At 70.1% G+C, this 21989-nt stretch carries 25 protein-coding genes and 1 riboswitch; of the genes, 13 read left to right on the top strand and 12 right to left on the bottom strand.

Annotation, left to right across the window (positions count from 1 at the left end; all coding sequences use genetic code 11):
• Positions 1-61: 61 nt before the first annotated feature.
• On the top strand, positions 62-1186 hold the full coding sequence (locus tag ABD327_RS25270; protein WP_344453376.1) for an NsdA family TPR-like regulatory protein: 1125 nt from the start codon (positions 62-64) through the stop codon (positions 1184-1186).
• 13 nt (positions 1187-1199) lie between these two features.
• On the opposite strand, the gene ABD327_RS25275 is transcribed toward ABD327_RS25270, so the two are convergent.
• The 3 genes from ABD327_RS25275 to ABD327_RS25280 are packed head-to-tail and all read right to left on the bottom strand — an operon-like array spanning position 1200 to position 2867.
• Positions 1200-1562: a type I restriction enzyme endonuclease domain-containing protein gene (locus ABD327_RS25275; RefSeq protein ID WP_344453378.1), complete on the bottom strand. Its 363-nt coding sequence runs from the start codon at positions 1560-1562 to the stop codon at positions 1200-1202.
• Entirely contained in the window at positions 1511-1801 is a 291-nt protein-coding gene (locus ABD327_RS37510) for a nuclear transport factor 2 family protein (RefSeq protein ID WP_425547206.1), read from the bottom strand. The genes ABD327_RS25275 and ABD327_RS37510 overlap by 52 nt, the downstream gene beginning before the upstream one ends.
• 10 nt (positions 1802-1811) lie before the next feature.
• Positions 1812-2867: an NAD(P)H-dependent amine dehydrogenase family protein gene (locus ABD327_RS25280; RefSeq protein WP_344453380.1), complete on the bottom strand. Its 1056-nt coding sequence runs from the start codon at positions 2865-2867 to the stop codon at positions 1812-1814.
• Between the two features lie 143 nt (positions 2868-3010).
• On the opposite strand from ABD327_RS25280, the gene ABD327_RS25285 reads away from it, so the two are divergent.
• Entirely contained in the window at positions 3011-3697 is a 687-nt protein-coding gene (locus ABD327_RS25285; protein WP_344453382.1) for a TetR/AcrR family transcriptional regulator, read from the top strand.
• Between the two features lie 282 nt (positions 3698-3979).
• On the opposite strand, the gene ABD327_RS25290 is transcribed toward ABD327_RS25285, so the two are convergent.
• Positions 3980-4999 (bottom strand): hypothetical protein, encoded by a 1020-nt coding sequence (locus ABD327_RS25290; RefSeq protein WP_344453384.1) that lies wholly within the window; start codon positions 4997-4999, stop codon positions 3980-3982.
• Between the two features lie 387 nt (positions 5000-5386).
• Here ABD327_RS25290 and ABD327_RS25295 point away from each other — a divergent pair, with 387 nt between their 5' ends.
• From ABD327_RS25295 to ABD327_RS25305, 3 genes are all read left to right on the top strand, one after another.
• On the top strand, positions 5387-5734 hold the full coding sequence (locus ABD327_RS25295) for an arsenate reductase family protein (RefSeq protein ID WP_344453386.1): 348 nt from the start codon (positions 5387-5389) through the stop codon (positions 5732-5734).
• A 148-nt stretch (positions 5735-5882) separates the two neighbouring features.
• Positions 5883-6848, top strand: a complete 966-nt coding sequence (locus ABD327_RS25300) for a hypothetical protein (protein ID WP_344453388.1) — start codon at positions 5883-5885, stop codon at positions 6846-6848.
• A gap of 369 nt (positions 6849-7217) precedes the next feature.
• Entirely contained in the window at positions 7218-7814 is a 597-nt protein-coding gene (locus tag ABD327_RS25305; RefSeq protein WP_344453390.1) for a GNAT family N-acetyltransferase, read from the top strand.
• Between the two features lie 8 nt (positions 7815-7822).
• Here the strand turns inward: ABD327_RS25305 and metF are convergent, their stop codons facing one another.
• The gene (metF, locus tag ABD327_RS25310) at positions 7823-8719 is read right to left on the bottom strand and encodes a methylenetetrahydrofolate reductase [NAD(P)H] (RefSeq protein ID WP_344453392.1); all 897 of its coding nucleotides are present in this window, start codon (positions 8717-8719) and stop codon (positions 7823-7825) included.
• A 107-nt stretch (positions 8720-8826) separates the two neighbouring features.
• Here metF and ABD327_RS25315 point away from each other — a divergent pair, with 107 nt between their 5' ends.
• Positions 8827-9879: a polyprenyl synthetase family protein gene (locus ABD327_RS25315; RefSeq protein ID WP_344453394.1), complete on the top strand. Its 1053-nt coding sequence runs from the start codon at positions 8827-8829 to the stop codon at positions 9877-9879.
• Positions 9880-9907: 28 nt separating this feature from the next.
• On the opposite strand, the gene ABD327_RS25320 is transcribed toward ABD327_RS25315, so the two are convergent.
• On the bottom strand, positions 9908-11620 hold the full coding sequence (locus tag ABD327_RS25320; RefSeq protein ID WP_344453396.1) for a protein kinase domain-containing protein: 1713 nt from the start codon (positions 11618-11620) through the stop codon (positions 9908-9910).
• Positions 11621-11732: 112 nt separating this feature from the next.
• On the opposite strand from ABD327_RS25320, the gene ABD327_RS25325 reads away from it, so the two are divergent.
• Both ABD327_RS25325 and ABD327_RS25330 read left to right on the top strand, forming a co-directional pair.
• Positions 11733-12923 (top strand): lipid-transfer protein, encoded by a 1191-nt coding sequence (locus ABD327_RS25325; protein ID WP_344453398.1) that lies wholly within the window; start codon positions 11733-11735, stop codon positions 12921-12923.
• Positions 12924-13036: 113 nt separating this feature from the next.
• Positions 13037-13930: a HEAT repeat domain-containing protein gene (locus ABD327_RS25330; protein WP_344453400.1), complete on the top strand. Its 894-nt coding sequence runs from the start codon at positions 13037-13039 to the stop codon at positions 13928-13930.
• Here the strand turns inward: ABD327_RS25330 and ABD327_RS25335 are convergent.
• Positions 13869-14867 carry a helix-turn-helix transcriptional regulator gene (locus ABD327_RS25335; protein WP_344453402.1) on the bottom strand — a complete coding sequence of 333 codons (999 nt, stop codon included), beginning with the start codon at positions 14865-14867 and terminating at the stop codon, positions 13869-13871. The two genes, ABD327_RS25330 and ABD327_RS25335, sit on opposite strands and share 62 nt — an antisense overlap.
• A gap of 89 nt (positions 14868-14956) precedes the next feature.
• On the opposite strand from ABD327_RS25335, the gene ABD327_RS25340 reads away from it, so the two are divergent.
• The gene (locus tag ABD327_RS25340; RefSeq protein ID WP_344453404.1) at positions 14957-15646 is read left to right on the top strand and encodes an alpha/beta fold hydrolase; all 690 of its coding nucleotides are present in this window, start codon (positions 14957-14959) and stop codon (positions 15644-15646) included.
• Between the two features lie 9 nt (positions 15647-15655).
• Positions 15656-16129 carry a GNAT family N-acetyltransferase gene (locus ABD327_RS25345; RefSeq protein ID WP_344453406.1) on the top strand — a complete coding sequence of 158 codons (474 nt, stop codon included), beginning with the start codon at positions 15656-15658 and terminating at the stop codon, positions 16127-16129.
• 18 nt (positions 16130-16147) lie between these two features.
• Here the strand turns inward: ABD327_RS25345 and ABD327_RS25350 are convergent, their stop codons facing one another.
• The 5 genes from ABD327_RS25350 to ABD327_RS25370 form a co-directional block, all read right to left on the bottom strand.
• Positions 16148-17074 (bottom strand): serine/threonine-protein kinase, encoded by a 927-nt coding sequence (locus tag ABD327_RS25350; protein ID WP_344453408.1) that lies wholly within the window; start codon positions 17072-17074, stop codon positions 16148-16150.
• A 113-nt stretch (positions 17075-17187) separates the two neighbouring features.
• Complete coding sequence (locus ABD327_RS25355; protein ID WP_344453410.1) at positions 17188-17355, bottom strand: hypothetical protein; 168 nt, start codon at positions 17353-17355, stop codon at positions 17188-17190.
• Between the two features lie 7 nt (positions 17356-17362).
• Entirely contained in the window at positions 17363-18019 is a 657-nt protein-coding gene (gene thiE / locus ABD327_RS25360) for a thiamine phosphate synthase (RefSeq protein WP_344453412.1), read from the bottom strand.
• Positions 18019-18396 carry an Rv2175c family DNA-binding protein gene (locus ABD327_RS25365; RefSeq protein ID WP_344453414.1) on the bottom strand — a complete coding sequence of 126 codons (378 nt, stop codon included), beginning with the start codon at positions 18394-18396 and terminating at the stop codon, positions 18019-18021. Before ABD327_RS25365 ends, thiE begins: the two co-directional genes overlap by 1 nt.
• A 27-nt stretch (positions 18397-18423) precedes the next feature.
• Positions 18424-19605, bottom strand: a complete 1182-nt coding sequence (locus ABD327_RS25370; RefSeq protein ID WP_344453416.1) for an NAD(P)/FAD-dependent oxidoreductase — start codon at positions 19603-19605, stop codon at positions 18424-18426.
• A gap of 117 nt (positions 19606-19722) precedes the next feature.
• A riboswitch (TPP riboswitch) is annotated at positions 19723-19828 on the top strand.
• Between ABD327_RS25370 and thiO the strand changes: the two genes are divergently transcribed.
• From thiO to ABD327_RS25385, 3 genes are all read left to right on the top strand, one after another.
• Positions 19825-20937 (top strand): glycine oxidase ThiO, encoded by a 1113-nt coding sequence (thiO, locus tag ABD327_RS25375; protein ID WP_344453559.1) that lies wholly within the window; start codon positions 19825-19827, stop codon positions 20935-20937. It overlaps the preceding riboswitch by 4 nt.
• On the top strand, positions 20934-21134 hold the full coding sequence (gene thiS / locus ABD327_RS25380) for a sulfur carrier protein ThiS (protein ID WP_344453418.1): 201 nt from the start codon (positions 20934-20936) through the stop codon (positions 21132-21134). The genes thiO and thiS overlap by 4 nt, the downstream gene beginning before the upstream one ends.
• Positions 21135-21138: 4 nt before the next feature.
• Complete coding sequence (locus tag ABD327_RS25385; protein ID WP_344453420.1) at positions 21139-21930, top strand: thiazole synthase; 792 nt, start codon at positions 21139-21141, stop codon at positions 21928-21930.
• The last annotated feature ends 59 nt before the right edge of the window (positions 21931-21989 follow it).

Here is a 21989-nt window from a genome sequence, read left to right on the forward strand (position 1 = left end):
GCATGAGAACTACTTATACGCGATACTGACAGATATCCTGTCGTCCTTTAATCTCGGCCCCATGGAGTTCAGGGAACTGCCCGAAGCCACCAAAGCGATCATGAAGGAACGCGGGTGGACCCAGGCCCAACTGGGCGACGCCTGGGGACGTACCCAGGCGTGGGTGTCCACAGTGGCGGGCGGGAAACAAGATATCGGATTCAACCGCCTTTCCCGACTACTCGGGCGAGTAGGCTATGAGGTGGTCATAAGACGCAAAATCGATGAGGCCGAAGTGAAACGACGCGCATTTCTCGCCGGTGCGGCAAGCGTGACCCTCGTTCCCAGCGCCGAAGGCAATCCCTACCGCGACCCGGATTACGTGGGGGCCATCGCAGAAAGAGTCAACAAATCCCTCTACGGATCGGGTGGCCTCACCGCCTTTCAGGACGCCGACCGGCATCTTCGCCGCGTCCGGAACGCCGTCACCGGCAGCAAGGACGTCCGACTCCTCGGAGCAGCGTCCGAACTCGCACGGAAAGTCTCGCTCGTCCAGTACGACGCCTGCCGCCTCCCCCAGGCCCAGGAGGCGGGCAAGCTCGCCGCGTCGTTCGCCCGAGCGGGTCAGGACCGCGACAGACAGGTCAGCGCGCTCAACGAACTCGCGATGTTCTCCTGCTACCGAGGCGACGGCCGACACGGAGAGTGGTATGCCCGTCAAGCCTTGACGGTTCCCGGCATTTCCCCGGCCTCCGAGGCACGAGCGTCGATGGGTCTCGGCCGAGCACTCGGACTGCTCGGAGAAAAAAGGCACTCCTCCATGTCCTTGGACAGGGCACGGACGATCGGAACCGATCTGCCTGATTTCGAGCGCGTCAACCTGACCGGGAACGTGGGCGTCGCCCTCTACGAGCAAGGTGAGTGGAAAGCCGCACAGGACACGCTGCACGAGGCGGTGGAGTTCCTTCTCCCCGCCTCCCCCTGGCTCGGAGCCAACCTCCTCGCCCGCCAGGTGCAGGCGGCCCTCCGCTCGTCCGAGCCGCTCCTCGCCGCAGAACTCATGGGCACCTTGTCACGCATCGCCCCGCTGGTCTCCTCGGCTCGGTTGGACGGCTACCTCACCGAGATCGCGGCCCTCTCGACCCCGTGGCGCGACGTACGGGAGGTCAAGGACATGCGCCAGCAGCTCCACACCCTGCTGGTGTGACCGGGCAGAACGCTCAGGTGAGCTTGTCCACCATGTCCTCCGCCTGCTTCAGTACGCGCTCGATCGCCGCGGGCTGCTTGTCCGGCGGGTACCCGTACTTGCGCAGCAACCGGAGCACCCGCGCCATGATCCGGTCGCGGACCTGCTCCTTGACCTTCCAGTCGACGGTGACGTCCCGGCGGATCTGCTCGTACAGCTCGTGCGCGATCCGCGCGAGGAGGGAGCCGTCCATCTGCTCGACCGCCGACGGGTCGGCGGCCAGCGCGTCATAGAAGGCGAGTTCGTCCTCGGTGGCGACGACGGATGTGTCGAGCTGGGCGATCATCAACTGGACGTCGGCGGCGGTGGCGGGCCCCTGCTCCTCCCGCTCGTCCATCGCGTGCTTCCTGCGGGACGTCCGCACCGCCTCGAAGAAGCGATGGGGTTCTCGCGGTCCGGCGCGGAGTCGAGGAAGACCAGGAAGACGTCGGCGCCGGTAACCACAGAACCTCCCGAGCCGGTGGTGTCCACCACCACGTCGTCGGCGAAGACCCGGCGCATGGCGCCCCGGTCTTCGGTGTCCAGGGCCCGGCGGTACCGGACTTTCGGTTGCTCGAGTGCCTCGATGCCGTCCACGGGGCTCCGGTCAGAGGCGGGAGGTCTGGGTGGGCAGGTCGGCGTAGGTGACGATGCCCGGACGCGCGGCGACCACGGCGGGGATGGCGTTGACGACGGGCATGGCGGTGATGACCGAGCCGATGGCGAGCATGTCCTCCAGGCTCATCGAGGTCATGTCCTGCGGGAGGACCTCGACGCGGAGGTTGACCTGCGGGTGGCCGCGCACCTCGATCAGGTAGGCCATGGCGACCTCCCACACGGGGTCGAGCTCGGAGGTGACGGTCCAGCGGACGTGCGCCTCGACGATGTCCGCGCCGTCGCGGGCGCCGATCCACCTGATGTCCAGCCCGGCGACGGTTCCGCTGCCGACCGGGCGTCCGGGGAGGTCGAGGTCCTTGGTCGCGTGGGCGAAACCGACCTCGCAGCGGACGTCGTCGACCACGGCCCCCAGCAGGTCGGCGAGGGCCTCGACGGCGTCGCCGAAGGGGGCGGTCGCCTTCTCGACGTCCTTGGCGTGCCCGGGGTCACCGGCCGGACGGCCCCAGCCCAGCCCGTCCTGGTTCGCGTCTCCCGCCCACATGCCGATGTCGAACGACTCGAACACCTTGACGTGGTCGACTTCGCGGCAGACCGCCGAGGCGACCGCGGCCAGCTGGTCGGCGTAACCCGGATTCACGCCGCTGCCGAACAGGCTCGCGTTCCCCGCCAGGGCGGCCGCCTCCAGCGCCGCCCTCGCCGTCTCGCCGTAGGCGCGTCCGGTGAGGAACGAAGCGGTGGTCAGGACGTTGACGCCCGCCCGCAGCAGCCGCTCCAGGTGCTCCACGTCGGGATGCAACGACATGTACAGGACGCAGTCCGGCGCGAGGGCGATGATCGCCTCGATGTCGTCGGTGGCGACGACGCCGAGCGTGCGGCCGAGCCCGGCGAGCTCACCGGCGTCCCGGCCCACCTTCTCCTCGCTGTAGGCGTACACGCCGACGAGTTCCAGGTCGGAGCGCTCCACGACGGCCGCGAGCGCCTGGCGCGCGACGTTGCCCGTCGTCCACTGCACGACGCGGAAGGGACGGTCGGATGCGGGTTCCACGATGCCTCCTGGCGAAGGGCCGGGCCACCACGACAGGTCCCCTGCGGACGTCCTGCCGTTCCTGGGCGTTGCCGGGAGCCTAAGCTCAGTTTCTGACCGCGGTCAACATTCTCGGCATCCCGCGTTCGTTAACATGTACGACCATGGCAGGCGAAAGAGCGGCGAGCCGAAGCAGGACACCCGCTGACCAGGGTCAGCGAAGGGCCAGCCTGGCGCAGGCCCGTTCCCGCGAGACCAAACACGCGCTCCTCCAGGCGGCGACCGCGTTGTGGCGGACCAAGGGATTCCCCGACACCACGGTCGCCGACATCTGCCGGGCCGCGGGGGTCTCCAAAGCGCTGTTCTACTTCTACTTCCCGCGCAAGGAGGACGCCCTTCTGGAGGCCGGCTTCCTGTCCACCAGGGACGCGCGGCACAAGTGGCGCGAACTGGTCGCCGAGCCCTACGACCTGCCGGACGTGATCTTCAAGGTGCTGGCCACCCTGGAGCAGACGATGCGCCGCAATCCCCCGGAACTTCTCATCCACACCACTTTGGAGGGGTACCGGGCAGAACAGCGAGCACTGGCGGAACACCCCTCCGACGAGCACCACGCGACCAGGTTCCTCTTCCTCGGCCTGCTGGAGCACGCCCAGGCCGACGGCAGAATCCCCGCCGACCTCGACGTCCTGCACCTCGCACGCGTCGTCCAGACGCTCCTGGAGACCGGCACCCGGCACTGGGCCTCCGGCGAGTACGGCGAGCGCGGCTTCGCCGAGGTCGTCGGCCACGACATCACGGCGTTCATCGCCGGCTACAGCCAACTCCGGAAACGGGACACCGGCGACTGAAGCCGTACACGCCCCGGATCACTCCGCGGACCGATAACGAACTCTCGACGTTCCACGCCCACCAGGGTGACGGCCGACGCGGGAAGCGGCCGAGCGTGTGGGTGTGAACCGACGGCGGGTCTGCCACTGAGACCAGAACCCTGGACGTGGTCCGCGTCTCGAGATCACTTGAGCCGGGTTCCGGTGTGGTCGTCGCGGCGGGGCACTTCGTCGCCCCGGTTCGAGAGCCGCGAGCATTCGCGCGACTTGGCAGGGCCCCTTTCGGTCAGTTTTGACCTCCCTTCAGCAGCGCGCGGCGCGGCGCACGTAAGGAGAGGGGTCGGCGGCCAGGCGGGTCCGGACGTCGGCCGGGCAGGCGGGGTTGGCGGCGACGGCCCGGCGGACGGTGACGGGCTGCCCGCGGCGGCCGAGCCGCACCAGGACTTCGGCGGGGCAGGCGGGGTTCGCGGCCAGCTCTTCACGGACGTGCTCATCCTCATCGGCGGACAGCAGGCCGGCCAGCGCGGGCTCGCACAGCAGCGCCGGGCCCCGGGCCAGAGCAAGCCGCACGCACGAGGAGGGATCGGCGGCCAGGACACGCGCGGTGGTGGTGTCGGTGGCCGGATGCAGGGCGACGCTCTGACGGACGTCGCGGTCGGGGTCGGCGGCCAGGCGGGCCAGCAGCCCGGAGGAGGCCGCGGGATTGCGGGCGGCGGCGAGACGGACCGCCTGTGCCGGGTCGTCGGCGAGCGCCTCCAGCAGGGCGGGTGCGAGACGGGGATGACCGGCTGCGGCGCACCGCACGTCGTGCGCCGCATCGCTCGCGCCCTTCTCGACCAGGTGGCGGGGCACGTCGATCCGGCTCAGCACGCCGACCCGGATCTGAACGCCGCCGGTGCGGTAGAGGTCCTCCAGGTGATCGGCTCGCAGGCGCGGGTGCCCGGTGGCCGCCCGCACGACCGTGGCGCAGGTGTGGCGGGCCAGGCCGAGCAGCACCGCGAGCGGTGTGGCGGGGTTCTCGGCGACGTGCAGCAGGGTGCCCTGGTAGCGGGAGCCGGCCAGGGCCCGCAGCGTCCTCTCATCATCCGTCAGCTCCGCGAGGATCTGCTCCGCCATCGCGGGCACGCTCTCCGAGGGGGCCAGGTCGCAGTCGGGCACGGGCAGCTGATCGGGAGTGCGGTGGCGGGCGCGCTCCTCCCATGCGGCCGCCTCCTCGGGGGTGAGCGTGGCCGTCAGGTGGCCCAGGCGGTCGTCCATGGCGACCTCCAGCCGGATCAGTTCCAGGTCCGCCAGCGTCCAACGGCGGGGCGGGGGACCGTCCATCATCGGCTCCTTCCTCGCGGGGGCTCATCGCGGACCGGCCCGGCGCGCTGAACCCGGACCGCGGACCCGGTCAGCTCGGTGCCGGTGCGGCCTTCTCGGCCCGCTGTCGCGCCTCGACCGTCTCGACCCCATCGCCGGTGCCGCCGCCATCCCGTGATCACGTACGTCTCGGCGTTGCCGCAGGCGCCGCAGCCGCACGGGCGGGTGCTCACCGTCCCGCTCTCGTGAATCTCCGTCACATCCCACACTAACCTCGGGCCGCCTGTTCAGCCTGAACGCCCGCAAACCGTGGACACCGCAGGAACCGCGCGGCCACCTGGACGACCGGGGCGCCGCTCGAGCAGGACGGGCTCGGGCGAGAGCGGGGCCGGGTCTAGAGTCGGAGACATGGAGATCTGGCATAACTCGAGGTGTTCCAAGAGCCGGGCCGCGAAGGCGGCGCTGGAGGAGGCCGGGCTGGAGTTCAGCGAGCGGCGGTATCTGGAGGACGCGCCGAGCGTCGCCGAGCTGGAAGAGGTGCTCGGAAAGCTGGGGCTCGAGCCGTGGGACATCACGCGGATGAACGAGCCCGTCGCCAAGGAGCTGGGGCTGCGGGACGCCGAGCACGACCGGAAGCGATGGCTGGAGACGCTCGCCGCGCACCCCTCGCTCATCCAGCGGCCGATCGTCATCACGGACGACGGGCGGGCCTACGTGGCGCGGGACGAGGATTCGCTGGGACAGGCGCTTTCCTGACCGGAGGCCGGGGACGTCCGACGCGATCGGGCGCTCTTCGGCCTTTTCCTTTCTGTAAATCTCATACGACCGATGGACATGGCAGACGTATCCGGAAGACCTGTGATACACAAAAATCACGAGAGGTAGCCGGGAACGGAGAGCGCCGATGAGCATGCGGTCAGGTCCGGCCAGCCGTGACCCCAACTTCCGGGGGATCGACCCCGCGGCACTCGGGCAGGTGGTCCAGCAACTGCAGCGGGCCGCCGGGGACGTCGAGCAGTGGCTGCGCGCCAATCCCGCGCCGGCCGGGGTGTCCGCCGCCGGGTACCAGCAGGCGCGGGCCGTCCAGCAGTGGATCACCGATCAGCTCGGAATGCTGACACGGCGGCGCAATCTCGCCCTCGCCCTGCGGGAGGATCCCGACGTCAACGCGCCTACGGCTCCCGAACTGGGACGCGAGGTCACGCCGAGCACGCCGGACAACACCGACGCCGGGCTCGCCGGATCCACCGGGGCGACGACACTCGGGAACAACCCCACTCCCTCTCAGCCAGGGCAGACCGGAGAGAACGGCGACGACAAGCCGCCTCAGAATCCTCCAGTGGGCGACAACGGCAATGTCACTCAGCCTGTCAACGACGGCAACGACGCCGACCAGCCCACCGGGAACGACGTCCCGGCCACACCGGCCGTGCCTCCCGGAACCGGATCGGACCTGGGCAGCTTCGGCAGCACCGACGAGGCCGTCAAGGTCGCCGTCACCGACGCCTACGCCACCAATACCGCCCTGGGCGGCGGCTCCCCGGTCACCACCGGGGTGTGGAAGAACCTCGCCGAGCACGCGAAGGACCCCGAATACACGGCCGCCTACTACGAGCGGCTCGGGCCCGAAGGCGTCGCCCGGCTCATCGACGCGGCGGAAGGCGACAAGGCCAAGCTGAAGGCGATCACGCAGTCGATCGCCACCGCCGACAACCAGTTCCAGATGGACTCCCGGTGGGTCGCGGCGATGCTCGGCGAGGCCGACAAGCTCGGCAACCGGGCCGAGGTCCTTCAGGTCCTCCAGTCCACCCCGCTGGCCCCGCGGTTGGACGACGCCACGAGACTCACCACCGCAGCGAGAGTGAGCTGACCATGGGCATGCCCGCCGCTCCCCCTCCCCCCGACAGCGTCCCCCCGCCCTATACTCCGGCGACCGTGCCACCGGGGAACGTGCCTAACCCTGCCTATCGTGAGCTGTTTCAACGGTATAGCGCGGCCTATGGGAGCATCGATCAGATGCGAGAGGCACTCAACCCAGCAGTGCGGACCTTCAACGCGACGGACGCCTGGCTCGGTCCTGAGGCCCGAACCTGGGGTGACGGTCTATTGAAGAGCCAGAAGGACATAAGGAAAGCGGCTGACAGCATCTTGTGGGGCATCTACGAAAAGCTGACCAGCACCGAACGGAGTCTGCCCACCGGTTGACCGAGGGCGAGTGTTCGGGCCTAGGCTCGGATAGGTGAGAGAGCCCACCCTGCGAGAGATCGACGCCAGGACCTTCCGGCGAATGCTCAGCGCCCTGCTCGAGGTGTACGTCGCCGCGATGAACCCGCCGAGGAGCCAGCTCCCTGGACGTCAGGCGATCATGCAGCGGCATGCGGACCACCCCCGTTTCCGGGCCTTCGTCGTGGAGCGCCGACGAACCCTCGGCAGCGCTCCCGTCGGCTTCATCTACGGCTTCCACGGCTCGGCCGGGCAGTGGTGGCACGACGTCGTGGAATCGGAGCTGTACGCCAGGGGCGGCCGTGCGCACGCCGACCTCTGGCTGGGTGACGCCTATGAGGTGGCCGAGCTCCACGTTCACCCCGACTACCAGGGCATGGGACTCGGGCGAAAACTGCTGACCACCCTGTGCACCGACCGGCCCGAGAGCACCGTCGTGCTCTCGACCCTGGACCGGCAGCCCGAGACCCCCGCCCACCGGCTCTACCGGTCCGTGGGGTTCGTCGACCTGCTCAGCTCTTTCGAATTCCCCGGCGGCGGTCCCCCGTACGCGGTGATGGGCGCGCCGCTGCCGCTCGCCCGGGTGCCCCTCACCGAGGATTCCCGGACGTAGGCCGTCCTCTAGATCGTCGTCGCTTTCGTGTTGAGCAGCCCGAAGACCTCACGTGTCGCGGTCGACCGGTTCATGGTGATGAAGTGGATGCCGGGCACGCCGGCGTCCAGAAGCTCTTGGCAGAGCTCTGCGCAGTGCTCGATTCCCAGCTGTCGTAGCGCCTCGGGATCGTCCGCAACGGCATGGAACCGCTCGGCCAGTTCCGGCGGGAAGGGCGCACCCGACAGCTGCTCGGACCGCTCGATCGTGCTGAGCTGAGTCACAGGCATGATCCCCGGCAGGATCGGGATGTCGCAGCCCTGCGCCGACACCCGGTCCCGCAGCCGGAAGTAGTCCTCGGCCTTGAAGAACATCTGGGTGATCGCGTAGTCCGCCCCCGCCCGGCACTTCTCCACGAACCGGCGGGTGTCGGTCTCGATGTCCGGAGAACGCGGGTGCTTGTACGGGAAGGCCGCGACGCCCACGCAGAAGTCGCCGCAGGCCCTGATCAACCGCACCAGCTCCTCGGCGTACTCGAGGCCCTCCGGGTGGCGGACCCAGTCCCCCATGGGGTTGCCGGGCGGGTCGCCCCGCAGGGCCAGCAGGTTGGTCACGCCGACCGAGGCGAATCGCCCGATCAGCTGCCGCAGCTCGGCCACCGAGTGGTCCACCGCTGTGAAGTGCGCCACAGGGGTGAGGGTCGTGTCGGTGGCGATCCTCTCCACGATCCCCACGGTGGTGTCACGGGTCGATCCACCCGCCCCGTAGGTCACAGAGACGAAGGTGGGCTTCAGCGCCTCCAGCTCGCGGATGCTGCGCCACAGGTTGATCGCCCCCTGCTCCGTCTTCGGCGGGAAGAACTCGAAGGAGAAGGACTTCTCGCCCTGGGCGAGGAGCTCACGGATGGAGGGGCGTGCGGAGGTCATGGGAGAAGATTACCGATCCTGCGCTAGACAGAAGATGAGCGGGAGCAGAGAAACAACAGAACGCCCAAAGGTACAGAAATCGATCGCCCCCCATTAGGCTGGCCCGCATGACTTCGAGCCGTGTCCGCAAAGAGGTCGATGAGGCCCTTTACGCCTTCGTTGATCGCCAGCGTCCCGTTCTGCTCGCGATCACCGAGGACCTCTCCCCCATGCTCGGGGCCCTGGACGCCCTGCTGTCCGGGGGCAAGCGCCTGCGTCCCGCCTTCTGCTACTGGGGCTGGCGCGCGGCGGGCGGAGCGGACGGCCCTGAGATCCTGGCGGCCGCCGCCTCCCTGGAGCTCCTCCAGGCAAGCGCGCTGATCCACGACGACGTCATGGACGGCAGCGACACCCGGCGCGGTCTGCCCTCGGTCCACCGCCGGTTCGAGGCCATGCACCGCACCGAGGGTTGGCCCGGCGGCGCCGAGGCGTTCGGCACCGGCGCGGCGATCCTGCTCGGCGACCTGGTCCTGTCCTGGTGCGGTGAGATGTTCGACACCAGCGGCCTCTCCCAGGACGTCCTGGCCGCCGGACGCCCGATCTACGACGTCATGCGCAGTGAGGTCATGTGCGGCCAGTACCTCGACATGCTCGAGCAGGCCCGTGGCACCGGCAACGTCGAATCCGCGCTGCGGGTCGTCAAGTACAAGAGCGCCAAGTACACGATCGAGCGTCCGCTGCACCTGGGCGCCGCCATGGCCGGCGCCTCCCAGACGGATCTAGATGCCCTCTCGGCTTACGGCCTGCCCCTCGGCGCGGCCTTCCAGCTCCGTGACGACGTTCTGGGTGTCTTCGGCGACCCGGCTGAGACCGGAAAGCCCGCCGGAGACGACCTGCGCGAAGGTAAGCGCACCGTGCTGATCGCACTCGCCCACCAGCACGGCTCAGAGGCCCAGCGTGAGATCCTCAACAGGCGCCTCGGCGACCCCGAGCTCGACCTCGAGGGCGTGGAGGAACTGCGCGCCATCCTCACCGAGACCGGCGCCTTGGAGGGCTGCGAGTCTCTCATCGAAGACTTCGCCTCCCAGGCTTACAAGGCCCTCGGCGAGGCTCCCATCACCGACGAGGCCCGCGCGGCTCTCACCGACCTAACCGTCGCCGCCACCGCCCGCCGCGTCTGAAGTTCCAAAGTCAATCGAATCCCGTCTCCTAGGAAGTCGGCCGAGCCTCAACGACTTGTTCGGGGAGTTTTTCGACGACGCTTCTCGCCAGTTTCTTGACATTCTCGAGAGCAGCCGACTTCTCAATAGGAGAAAGCTTTCTTCCCCCTTCCCGAAATTCGGCACGTACCACAACATTACCTATCAGGGAAGTTACGAAGATTACGTTCGATTCCCCTTCCCCCCAGACATAGGAAAAAGCCATGTCCCCGAGAGGGAAGTCTTCCTGGATGGCCTGAGCGTAAGGATCGTCCCGCGCAAACTGCTGAAGTTCACGGAAGAGACCCACTCCGCGTTGAGCAAGTTGCTCAGGACTGGAAGCAGTCACGAGTATAAACTCGACCCGCAGTTCGCGTATGGATTCACGCGCCTTCTCTGTGACCTGACATACCCTCTCCTGATCAAGAGACCTTGAGGAAACCCGTGGAGAGCCGAATTCTGGGAGGAGATTCCGAACGAGATCCTCCTTCAGTACAGAGCAGGCGTAAGGAAGATCCAGATAGACCTTCGAAGACCGACTTCCCTTAGAGGAATACGCCTCAGGCTTTCCCTCCAACATCTTCTTTTCAGAACGCCATCCTCCGAAAGCAAAAAATCCTGCTAGTACACATACCAGTACAGCTGCGCCCATCACCAAAGTAAAAGACCTACGAGAATTTTTAGAAATCGTCTCGAGCGAAACACCCTTCGGAACAACAGGAGAGCTCTGAGAATGGGTATGGAATTCGAGATGCAGGTAAAGGGTTCCCGGGGGTCCTCCGTTGCGCCCTAGGCTGCCCTGCCATGGGAAGCGGAGCGTAATGCCTGGCTGTACATCGGGCGGAAGGTCGAGGGAGACCTGACGACCTCCCGGCAAAGTGAGCGTGACAGTGGTGGCCCCCGCCTCATACGGATGGTCCAAGTGCAGATCCGCACCAGTAACAGGAGCCAGCCGGGCAAGACGTTCCACGAGTTCCCCGGCACTGGGCCGGTCCCGGGGATCAGAAGCGAAAGCCGCGTCCAGAATCTCCCGGAAATCCGGAGAGAGCTCCTCCGTGGAGAAAAGCGCCTTGGCGAGGGCCACAGGCCCGAGGGCGGACCAGTGGGCGTCCTGGCCGGTGGCGGCGTAGGCGACGGTAGCCGCCCATGAGTACACATCCCCCGCAGGCTCAGCACGCCCCTCCGCGATGAGTTCCGGCGCCATGTACGCGGGAGTCCCACTGGCGCGGCCGTGTCTGGACAAGCGCGTCTCGTCCAGGGCGTGGCTGATGCCGAAGTCGATCACGACGGGTGAGCCGTCCACGACCATGACGTTGGCGGGTTTGAGGTCCCGGTGCAGGTACCCCGCCCCGTGGACGCCGGCAAGCGCCCGTGCGAGCCCGTTCGCGAGTCGCCATAGTGCGGCCCGAGGCAACGGCCCCTCCTCCGCCACAAGGTCCCGTAGCGACCGCCCCTGGACGTACCGGGTGGCCAGGTAGGGCAGTTCGGCGTCCAGGTCGTAGGCGACGAGTTCGGCGAGGTGTTCGCCGCTCACCCGGGACATCGCCTCGGCCTCGCGCCGGAGCCGGACGCGCAGGTCGGGGCGGGTGATCAGGTCGGCGCGGATGGTCTTGACCGCGAGCAGGGATCCGTTGGGGGCCCGGGCCAGGTAGACCTCGCCCATTCCGCCGGAGCCGAGGTGGTCCAGCGGACGGTACGGGCCGATCTGCCGGGGGATCTCCATGGTGGGGCCAGGCTATCGAAATCCCGTACTCCGGGACGTGCCCAAGCAAGCGCTGCCTTACCCGCCTATGCTCGCACCGAATCAGTTTCGGTTCTGTCGAGGAGGACGGGCGATGGCCGGTCGGGTGTTCGTGGTCGGGGTCGGGATGACCAAGTTCGAGAAGCCGGGGTCGCGGGACTGGGAGTACCCGGACATGGCGAAGGAGGCCGTGGGCAAGGCGCTGGCGGACGCCGGCGTCGCCTACGAGAAGGTCGAGCAGGCCTATGCCGGGTCGATGTTCGGGTCGATGGGACAGCGCGCCCTCTACGAGACCGGCATGACGGGCATTCCGGTGATGACGGTCGCCAACGCCTGTGCGACGGGTTCGTCCGCGCTGTACCTGGCGCGCAACGCCATCCGGGGCGGCCTGGCCGACTGCACGCTGGCCCTCGGCATGGAGAAGATGCAGAAGGGCTCGCTCGGCGGGGGCATGGAGGGCTCGAAGGTCACCATCATCGACCACCACCTCAACTCCATGGTCGCGGGGCGCGGCTGGGAGGCGGCGGCGCCGATGCCGCAGATGTTCGGCAACGCCGGGCGCGAGCACATGGAGAAGTACGGCTCCACGGCCGAGCACTTCGCGTGGATCGGGTGGAAGAACCACAAGCACTCCGTCAACAACCCGTACGCCCAGTTCCAGGACGAGTACACCCTGGACGAGGTGCGGAACGCGCCGATGATCTTCGACCCGCTGACGAAGCTGCAGTGCTCCCCGACCTCCGACGGCGCGGCCGCCGCGCTCGTGGTCAGTGAGCGGTTCGTGGACGAGCACGACCTGTGGGACCAGGCGATCGAGATCGCCGGCCAGTACATCTCCACCGACACCCCCGACAGCTTCGAGGGCAACTCCTCCATCAACATCGTCGGTTACGGCTGCTCCGAGCGGGCCGCCAAGCGCGCGATGGACGAGGCCGAGGTGTCCATCGACGACGTCGACGTGATCGAGCTGCACGACTGCTTCAGCGCCAACGAGCTCATCACCTACGAGGCGCTGGGCATGGCCGAGGTCGGCGAGGGCCACAAGCTGATCGACGCGCAGGCCACCACCTACGGCGGCAAGTGGGTCGTCAACCCGTCGGGCGGCCTGATCTCCAAGGGCCACCCGCTGGGCGCCACCGGCATCGCCCAGTGCGCCGAGCTGACCTGGCAGCTGCGCGGCCAGGCCGACGCCCGCCAGGTCGAGGGCGCCAGTGTCGCGCTCCAGCACAACATCGGCCTCGGCAGCGCCTGCGCCGTCGCGGTCTACAAGAAGCCCGTGCGCTGATCCTCCTCCCGTGCCGTCCGTCTCTTTTCCGGGCGGCACGGGAACCTTTCCCGAAGGCCGCGTGTCTTACGAGTCGTTCCCCCGCCACCGGATCATGAGAGAAAAGGTGAGCCGTGGACGCCTTCCCCACGCCGTCGAAGAGCCCTTACCCGCAGCAGCCTTCGCCCGCGCTGATCTTCGCCTGGCAGAGCGAAGACCCGCAGCAGGTCGAGGCGGCGCTCTCCGCCCTGGAGGCGGAACGTCCCGGTCCCGGCGACGAGCCGGGCCTGCGCGCCATGATGCCCCGCTGGCGGGACGAGCCGGGCGTCCTGCTGCGCCTGTTGGAGGTGTACGGGTTCGTCGCGTCCGTCGAGGCGGCTCCCGAGCTCTTCGCCCTCCTCCGCCACCCCCATCCCGAGGTGGTCGTCACCGCCGCGGGGGTCCTCGACGACATCGGCGACGCCCGCCTGAGCGAACGGGCGCTGGAGGAGTTCCTCCGGCTGATCGACCACCCCGATCCGGAGGTCGGCCCGTCCGTCGTCCACCTCATCTCCGCGATCGACGACTGGGAGGGGCACAATCCCGTCTCCCCCGCGCGGCTGACGGAGACCCTGTGCCGATTGGCGGAGCACCCCGCCCTCCGGGTCCGCGCCGTCACGGCCGACGTGCTGTGGCGGTGGTCCTACGAGCCGGAGAGGGTCAACGCCCTGATGGCCCGGCTGATGTACGCGCCCGAGCCGGAGGTCTGCTCGCCTGCGCTCGCCCGTGTCGGCGCGACCGGCGACTCCGCGGCCCTCGACCGCCTCCTGACGCTCCTGGCGGAGCCCGACCCCCACCCCGACCTCGTCCTGGCGGCGGGCCGGATGGGCTCCGGCAGCGGTTCCCGCCAGATGAAGCGCACCCTGCGCAAGGCGTTGAAGAGGCTGCGTTCTGCGGGCTGGACCGAGCGCGAGCCGGAGCGCCGGGTCAACCGGATGAAGAACATGCTGTCCCTCCTGAGCTCCAATCCCCTGTCCGGCTGGCTTTGACGCTCTCCAGCAGCGTCGCCGCCAGCCTCCGCACGGCGTCGTCGAGTTCCGGGGGCTCCCGGACGGTGAACCGCCCGCCGAGGCCGGCCAGCATCGCGGCCATGCCGTCCAGGGAATCCGCGCGGGTGCTCAGGAGCGTCCCGTCGGAGGTCTCGGAGAGGGTTCCCACCGACGGCGGGATGCGTTTTCTGAGCTCTTCGAGGGGCGTGTGCACGACCACCTCGACCCGGTGCGCGTAGGGCACGTTCGCGAGTGAGCGCGTGACGTGCTGGACGGGGTCGGCGTCGGAGGGGATCTCGTAGGTCGCCGTTCCGGGGGTCATGGTGAGCACCCTGTCCACGCGGAACGTGCGCGTCTCGGACGAGTGGTGGTCGTGGCCCGTCACGTACCAGCGTCCGGAGTGGAAGACGAGGCCGTAGGCGTCGAGTTCCCGTTCGGACTCCGCGCCCTGGTGGGAGCGGTACCGCAGCGTCACGCGCCGCCGTGCCCGTACGGCGGCTGCCAGGCCGAGCACCTTGTCGGAGTCCGGGATGACGGCCTGCCGTTCGGCGAGGGTGAACCCGAGGGTCTCCCGCAGTGCCTCCACTCTCTCCCCCAGCGCGGCGGGAAGCACCCTCCGCACCTTGGCCAGCGCCGCTTCCGCCGCCGTCGCGGCCAGGCCGAGGCGCCGCGCGGCGAGCAGTCCCAGGACGGCGGCCGTGGCCTCGTCGTCGGTGAGCATCAGCGGGGGCAGCTTGTAGCCGGGCATCAGCCGGTAGCCGCCGTACCTGCCGCGTTCCGCGACGACCGGGATACCGAGGTCGTCGAGCCGCCGGGCGTACCGCCGGACGGTCCTCTCGTCGACGCCGAGCCGTTCGGCCAGTTCGGCCCCGCCCAGCCGGTGGTGGGCCTGGAGCAGTTCCAGCATGGCGAGCACCCGCGTGGTCGGGTGTGACAAGGGGCACATCTCCTTACCGGACAGGTTCTGTCCGGTAATCATTCTAGCCTTCAGGCATCCGAACGACAGATCAACGAGAGGTGCCGAAAATGGCGACTTACGTGCTGGTTCCCGGTTTCTGGCTCGGCGCCTGGGTGTGGGACGAGGTCGCGGACGTCCTGCGCTCGCAGGGCCACGAGGTCCTCCCCGTCACCCTCACCGGCCTGGCCGAGCGTGCCGCCGAGGCCTCCCCCAAGGTGGACGTGGACACCCACGCCCAGGACATCCTGGACGTCATCGGCGACCGGCGGGACGTCGTGCTCGTCGGCCACAGCGGCGCGTCCCTGCCGGTCACCGCGGTGGCCGACCGCATACCGGAGCGGCTGGCCAGGGTCGTCTACGTCGACACCGCGCCTCTCCCGTCCGGCATGGCGCAGATCGACTTCCAGGAGCCGGAGGAGCAGGCCGCCGTCCGGGCCGCGGTGGGCGACGGGTTCACCATCCCGGTTCCGGACTTCGCGGACGCCGGCTTCACCGAGGAGCAGCGCCGGCACGTCCTCGCGCACGCCACTCCCGAGCCGTTCGGCGCGGCCACCCAGCCCCTGGTCAGGCCGAGTGAGCGCGCGGCGACGCCCAAGACGATGATCTGCTGCACCATCCCCCTGGCCGCCGTCCGCTCCATGATCGGGACGGCGCCGGCCTTCGCGGAGCTGGAGGGGCCGGAGTGGACCTTCCGGGAGCTGCCCACGGGGCACTGGCCGATGGTGACTCTCCCTGCGGAACTCGCTTCCATGTGCTAAATCTGAATGGTGTTCACTATCAGGCCGACGAACAGATCCGAACTGTCCGTGGCGGTCTCCCTGGAGGAGCACCGGGAGGCCGCCGACAGCGCCGCCTGGAGCGGGTCCGGGCGCGCCTGGCACCAGCAGGTCTTCGAGGAGCCCACGCAGGAGCACCTCGTCGGGGAGACCCGGGGCGGCATCGTGGGATTCGCGGTCCTGTCCGGGATCGGCTCCCCCGGGATCGAGCTGAACCGGATCGTCCTGTCCCACCAGTGGCGGGGCGACGGGATCGCCCGCATGTTCCTGCGCGAGCTGATCGCCCGCGCCTACGGCCGGCACGCGGCCCGGCAGGTCTGGCTGAACGTCCGGTCGACGGACGAGGACTCCCTCGCGTTCTACTCCAGCGAGGGGTTCGTCCTCGACGGCAGCCGGCCGTCCATCCGCTTCTCCCCCGACGGCAGCACCGCGACCCTGACCGTCATGACGCACCAGCGGCCGTGATCCCGGCGGCCCGTGCGGTCAGCCGAGGAGCAGTCCCACGGCGAAGCCGAGGACCATCACCACGCCCAGGGCGATGATCATGTTCGACCGGTAGCGGGGCACCTTCCTGCGCGCCTTGCCCGCCGGGGGCACGGCCTCCGCCCGCAGGAAGCGGGCGATCTCCGCGGCGGTCGGGCGCGCCTCGGGCTCCTTGTCCAGGCAGCGCGCCACCAGGCCGCGCAGGCTGCCGCGCAGCGCGCCCAGGTCGGGTTCCCGGTCGGTGATGCGGCGCATGATGGCGGCGTTGGTGCCGCCGCCGAAGGGCGCCCGCCCGGTGGCCGCGTAGACCATGGTCGCGCCCCAGGAGAAGACGTCGGACTTCGGCCCCACCGGCAGGTCCTCGATCTGCTCGGGGGACATGTAGGCGGGGGTGCCGACGGGGTGGGAGGTGACCGGGGTGTCGCCGTCCAGCAGCCGGGCCACCCCGAAGTCGATCACTTTGGCGCCGCGCGGCCCGAGCACCACGTTGCCGGGCTTGAAGTCCCGGTGCACGACCTCGGCCTTGTGGATCGCGGTGAGCGCGACGGCGGTGCGCAGCGCCACCTTGCGCAGTTCGGCGCCGCGCAGCGGGCCGTCGGAGGCCACGGCCTCCTGGAGGGTGCGGCCCCGGACGAACTCGCTGACGATGTAGGGGCGGTCCCCGGTGACGCGGGCGTCGAGGATGCGGGCGACCTGGGGCGCCTGGATCCGGCGGGCGGCGGCGGCCTCCTTGGTGAAGCGGCCCCTGGCCCTGGGTCCGGCCGACGAGCCGCCCTTGAGCAGTTTCACCGTGACCACGGCGCCCTCGCGGTCGCGGGCGAGGTACACCACGCCCTGGCCGCCTTCGCCGAGACGTCCGGTCAGGGTGTAGCCGCCCACCCGGCGTGGGTCGCCGGGACGTAGGGGGGCGTCATGCTTGGTCTGCACCTGCTCGGGCTCCGGACAGAGGAGATAAGGCGAAATGCATGAATATCATCATTCCGCCCACCCTTACAGGAGTTTCGCGCTTCTCCCGTCCGAGGGCCCCGGACAGAGGGGGATCACCAGTGCGGAGGCACGTCCTCGCGCAGCCTGTCGTCGTTGCCCGAGTCCTCCCGCCAGTCCCCCCAGCCCGAATCCTGCTCGTCGGACGTTTGGTCGGGCAGCAGCGGCCGGTCCGGGGCCGGACGCCCCGGACGGCGCTCCTCATCGGATGGCTTGGGTTTCATCCCCCCATTATCGCAGCCGGTCTGCGAGCTCCCGCGCTGCCTTCCCCGGGTCGGGCGCCTCGGTCAGGGCTCTGACCACCACCACCCGGCTCGCCCCGGCGGCCAGCACCTGGTCGAGGTTGCCCGCGTCGATCCCGCCGATGGCGAACCAGGGCCGGGTGGCCCCCACCGCGGAGGAGACCGGCTCCAGGCCCGCCGCCGGACGGCCCGGCTTGGTCGCCGTGGGCCACACCGGACCCACCGCGAAGTAGTCCACGCCCGGCTCCTCGGCGGCCGCGGCGGCCTGCTCCACCGAATGGGTGGAGCGGCCGATGAGGATGTCCTCGCCGACGATGTGCCGCGCCACCCCGACCGGGAGGTCCCCCTGGCCCAGATGCAGCACGTCGGCCTTCACCGCGAACGCCACGTCCGCCCGGTCGTTTACCGCCAGCAGCGCCCCGTGCCGCTCGCAGGCCTCCCGGAACACGCCCAGAAGCTCGATCTCGCGCCGCGCCTCCAGCCCCTTCTCCCGGAGCTGGACGATGTCCACCCCGCCGGCCAGGACGGCGTCCAGGAACTCCGGCAGGTCCCCGCGCCCGGACCGGGAGTCCGTGCACAGGTAGAGGCGGGAGTCGGCCAGGCGGCGGCGCAGCGCCACCGCCCGGTCGCTCGTCAGCAGCGACATCAGAAGGCCAGGGCCTGGGCCCGGCGTCGGATCTCGGTGCCCCGGTTCTCGCGGAGCGCCTGGACCGGGGTGCCGGGCAGCGTGTCGTCGGCGGTGAACAGCCAGCGCAGCGCGGCCGCGTCGTCGAAATTGGCGTCCGACAGCAGGGTCAGGGTGCCGGGCAGCCCCTTGATCACCTGCCCGTCGGCCAAGAAGGCCGCGGGAACCTGCGGGCCCCCTCCGGACCGGCGGTAGACGGCCAGCAGCTTGCCCTCCTTCACCCACTGCTTCACCCTGCTCGCGGGCAGTCCCGCGGCTTCTCCCGCTTCAGCGAAAGTGAACCATTCGCCCACTAGGGAGTCGAGTTCCGGATCGATGTCAACGTGCGTCTTCGTCACGTTTCCGTGTTTACCATCTCCCGGGGACTACGAAACAGCCAGAACGGCGTTCCGGACGGGAACCGAGGGGTCCGCGAGCTTCTCCGCGTCCACCGGGGTGCCCGCCGCCAGGAGCCTGCGGGCCTGCATCAGGTCGCGGGGCGTGGCCACGGTCAGGACGGCCCGCAGGAGGTCCCCGTCGAGCCAGAAGACGGCCCAGGACCGGTCGGCGGCCGGGTCTCCCCGGAAGACCATCCGCTCGGCGCCCGGGTGGTGGCCCACGTACTGCACCATGCGCCCGAACTGCTCGGACCAGAAGTACGGCGGATCGTCGTAGACGGCCTCCTCGCCCAGCAGCGACGCCACCGCGACGTCAGGGGCGTTCAGCGCCGCGTCCCAGTGCTCCACCCGCAGCCGGCGCCCGTACCTGTTCGACCACCAGGCCGCGCAGTCGCCGACCGCGACGATCTCCGGGCGGGCGGTGCGCAGCGAGGCGTCCACCACCAGGCCGTTCTCGACCTCCAGGCCGCTCACCCAGCCCAGCGAGGGCCGCACCCCGATGCCGACGACGACCGCCTCGGCCGGCAGGAACTCGCCGTCCACCAGCGCGACGCCGCCCTCCTCGATCGAGGCGACCTTGACCCCGCAGCGCAGCCGGACCCCGGCCTCGGCGTACCAGGGGGCGGTCAGCGCGCCCAGCTCCGGGCCGAGGGCGTTGGCCAGCGGGGCGGGCGCGGCCTCCAGCACGGTGACCTCGCAGCCCAGCTTCGCCGCCGTCGTGGCGACCTCCGCGCCGATCCAGCCCGCGCCGACGATCACCACGCGGGCCCCGGGGACCAGCTTCTCCCGCAGTGCCAGCGAGTCGTCGATGGTCCTGATCACGTGCTGGTGGCCGGGTCCCGGCAGCCGGATGGTCTCGGCGCCGGTGGCGATCACCAGCCCGTCGTAGGGCAGGTCGCCCGCGGTGGTCTCCAGGACGCGGTCCTCCACGCGCAGCCCGGTCGCCCGGTGCCCGAGCAGCAGCTCGCAGTCCAGCGAGTCCCAGGAGGCGTCGACCGTGGTGTCCTCGCGCTCTCCCACCAGGACGGCCTTCGACAGCGGCGGCCGGTCGTAGGGCCGGTGCGGCTCCTCGCCGACCAGCGTGAGCCTTCCGGCGTAGCCCTTGGCCCGCAGCGCCTCCACGGCGCGCACACCCGCCAGGCCACCGCCGACCACGATGACGCGTTCCATTCTGATCCTCCGAGATCCCGGTTCTCCCTGGCAGGACACCCTAACTTCCGGTTCGTCACCGCCGGGCACAGGATGCCCGGATATCCGATCAGTACTGCTCAGGGCATACGCTGGCCCCGTACGGAGCGCGGGAGCCCGGTACGGGCTGAGAGGGGAGCGAGTCTCCCGACCGCCAGAACCTGATCCGGATCATGCCGGCGAAGGGAGCGACCCTTGATCGTGGTCATCGGCGCCGGGGCGATCGGCCTGGCCGTCGCCTGGCGGGCGTCCCAGCGCGGGCTGCCGGTCACCCTGGTGGACCCCGAACCCGGAGGCGGCGCCAGCCACGTGGCCGCCGGGATGCTGACCCCCGTCGGCGAACTGCAGTACGGCGAGGAGGACCACCTCAGGCTCGGCCTCGACTCCCGCGACCGCTACCCGGAGTTCGCGGCGGAGCTGGCCGACCTCACCGGGATCGACATCGGCTACCGGCGCGAGGGCAACCTGTCCGTCGCCTACGACGGCGACGATCTGGCCTTCCTCCGGGACCAGCACGACTTCCAGGCTTCGCTGGGGCTGCGCACCGAGCTCCTCACCGGCCGGGAGTGCCGCCGGCTCGAACCCATGCTCGCGCCGTCCGTGCGGGGCGGCATCCTCGCCCCCGACGACGGCTCCGTCGACCCCCGAAAGCTGCTGCGCGCCCTGCTCGCGGCCTGCGAGGGCCTCCCCATCGTCCGCGAGCGGGCCCGCGAGCTCGTCGTCGAGGGCGGCCGGGTGCGCGGAGTGCGGCTCGAGAGCGGCGAGGTCCTGGCCGCCGAGCGCGTCGTCCTGGCGGCCGGGAGCTGGTCCCGGGAGCTGGCGGACCTGCCCGTCCGGCCGGTGAAGGGCCAGATCCTGCGGCTGCACAGCCCGTACCCCTTCCTCACCCGGGCCACCCGGGGCCTGGTCCGAGGCTTCTCGATGTACCTCGTGCCGCGCCCCGACGGCGAGCTGGTCGTCGGGGCGACCCAGGAGGAGCTCGGCTTCGACTCCCGGGTCACCGCGGGCGGCCTGTGGGAGCTGCTGCGCGACGCCCGCACGCTCTTCCCCGGCATCACCGAGCTGGAGTTCAAGGAGGTCAAGGCCTCCTTCCGGCCCGGATCCCCCGACAACGCGCCGATCCTCGGCCCGGCCGGCCCCGAGGGCCTGCTGGCGGCCACCGGGCACTTCCGCAACGGAATCCTGCTCACCCCCCTCACCGCCGACGCGATCGCGGACCTGCTGGACGGACGGGAGCCCCCCGAGGCCGTCCGGCCGTTCGGCCCCGGCCGCTTCGCGCCCGCAGAGGCCGCTTCCCCCGGAGATGACAGATGAGAGTGACGATCAACGGACAGGCACAGGACCTCCCCGACGGCTCGACCGTCGCGGCGGTCGTGGCACGGGTCACCGACGCCGGACGGGGCGTCGCGGTGGCGTTGAACGAAGAGGTGGTCCCGCGCGCCGACTGGGCCGCCACCCCCGTCGAGGACGCCGACCGGGTGGAGATCCTCACCGCGGTCCAGGGAGGCTGAAGAAGTGAACAAGACCGACGTCGCCGACCCCCTGGTCATCGCGGGGCGCGAGTTCGGGTCCCGGCTCATCATGGGCACGGGCGGAGCGCCCAGCATGCACGTCCTGGAGGAGGCCCTGGTCGCCTCCGGCACCGAGCTGACCACGGTCGCCATGCGCCGGGTCGACCCCTCGGCGCAGGGCTCGGTGCTGGAGCTGCTGGAGCGGCACGGCATCGGCGTGCTGCCCAACACCGCGGGCTGCTTCACCTCGGGCGAGGCGGTCCTCACCGCCCGGCTGGCCCGCGAGGCGCTGGGCACCGAGTGGGTGAAGCTGGAGGTCGTCGCCGACGAGCACACCCTGCTGCCCGACCCCGTCGAGCTGCTGGACGCCGCCGAGCGCCTGGTCGCCGAGGGCTTCGTCGTCCTGCCTTACACCAACGACGACCCGGTGCTGGCCCAGCGGCTGGAGCAGGCGGGCTGCGCGGCCGTCATGCCGCTCGGCGCGCCCATCGGCTCGGGCCTGGGCGTGCGCAACCCCCACAACATCGAGCTGATCGTGGAGCGGGCGGGCGTGCCGGTGGTCCTGGACGCCGGCATCGGCACGGCCAGCGACGCGGCGCTGGCGATGGAGCTGGGCTGCGACGCCGTCCTGCTCGCCACCGCCGTCACCCGCGCCCACCGCCCCTCGCTGATGGCGACCGCGATGCGCCGGGCGGTCGAGGGGGGACGCGCGGCGCGGCTGGCCGGGCGCATCCCTCGGCGGCGCCTGGCGCGGGCGTCCTCCCCCTTCGAGGGCCTGGCCGGGACGGACGCCTGACCCGGCCTGATCTGCGGTGACCGGCCCGTGAGCCTTTCCGGTGGAAGATCACGGTTTGA

The organism is Actinocorallia aurantiaca, assembly GCF_039533685.1.
Taxonomy (GTDB): domain Bacteria; phylum Actinomycetota; class Actinomycetes; order Streptosporangiales; family Streptosporangiaceae; genus Actinocorallia; species Actinocorallia aurantiaca.

What these genes read in the sequence shown, in the direction of transcription:
- thiE (WP_344453412.1), bottom strand. Translation starts at nt 18,019, where the DNA reads ATGTCGCTGCTGACGAGCGACCGGGCGGTGGCGCTGCGCCGCCGCCTG.
- ABD327_RS25290 (WP_344453384.1), bottom strand. Translation starts at nt 4,999, where the DNA reads ATGGACGGTCCCCCGCCCCGCCGTTGGACGCTGGCGGACCTGGAACTG.
- thiS (WP_344453418.1), top strand. Translation starts at nt 20,934, where the DNA reads ATGAGAGTGACGATCAACGGACAGGCACAGGACCTCCCCGACGGCTCG.
- metF (WP_344453392.1), bottom strand. Translation starts at nt 8,719, where the DNA reads ATGACCTCCGCACGCCCCTCCATCCGTGAGCTCCTCGCCCAGGGCGAG.
- ABD327_RS25315 (WP_344453394.1), top strand. Translation starts at nt 8,827, where the DNA reads ATGACTTCGAGCCGTGTCCGCAAAGAGGTCGATGAGGCCCTTTACGCC.
- ABD327_RS25320 (WP_344453396.1), bottom strand. Translation starts at nt 11,620, where the DNA reads ATGGAGATCCCCCGGCAGATCGGCCCGTACCGTCCGCTGGACCACCTC.
- ABD327_RS25275 (WP_344453378.1), bottom strand. Translation starts at nt 1,562, where the DNA reads ATGGACGAGCGGGAGGAGCAGGGGCCCGCCACCGCCGCCGACGTCCAG.
- ABD327_RS25340 (WP_344453404.1), top strand. Translation starts at nt 14,957, where the DNA reads ATGGCGACTTACGTGCTGGTTCCCGGTTTCTGGCTCGGCGCCTGGGTG.
- ABD327_RS25270 (WP_344453376.1), top strand. Translation starts at nt 62, where the DNA reads ATGGAGTTCAGGGAACTGCCCGAAGCCACCAAAGCGATCATGAAGGAA.
- ABD327_RS25370 (WP_344453416.1), bottom strand. Translation starts at nt 19,605, where the DNA reads ATGGAACGCGTCATCGTGGTCGGCGGTGGCCTGGCGGGTGTGCGCGCC.
- ABD327_RS25325 (WP_344453398.1), top strand. Translation starts at nt 11,733, where the DNA reads ATGGCCGGTCGGGTGTTCGTGGTCGGGGTCGGGATGACCAAGTTCGAG.
- ABD327_RS25300 (WP_344453388.1), top strand. Translation starts at nt 5,883, where the DNA reads ATGAGCATGCGGTCAGGTCCGGCCAGCCGTGACCCCAACTTCCGGGGG.
- ABD327_RS25355 (WP_344453410.1), bottom strand. Translation starts at nt 17,355, where the DNA reads ATGAAACCCAAGCCATCCGATGAGGAGCGCCGTCCGGGGCGTCCGGCC.
- ABD327_RS25295 (WP_344453386.1), top strand. Translation starts at nt 5,387, where the DNA reads ATGGAGATCTGGCATAACTCGAGGTGTTCCAAGAGCCGGGCCGCGAAG.
- ABD327_RS25285 (WP_344453382.1), top strand. Translation starts at nt 3,011, where the DNA reads ATGGCAGGCGAAAGAGCGGCGAGCCGAAGCAGGACACCCGCTGACCAG.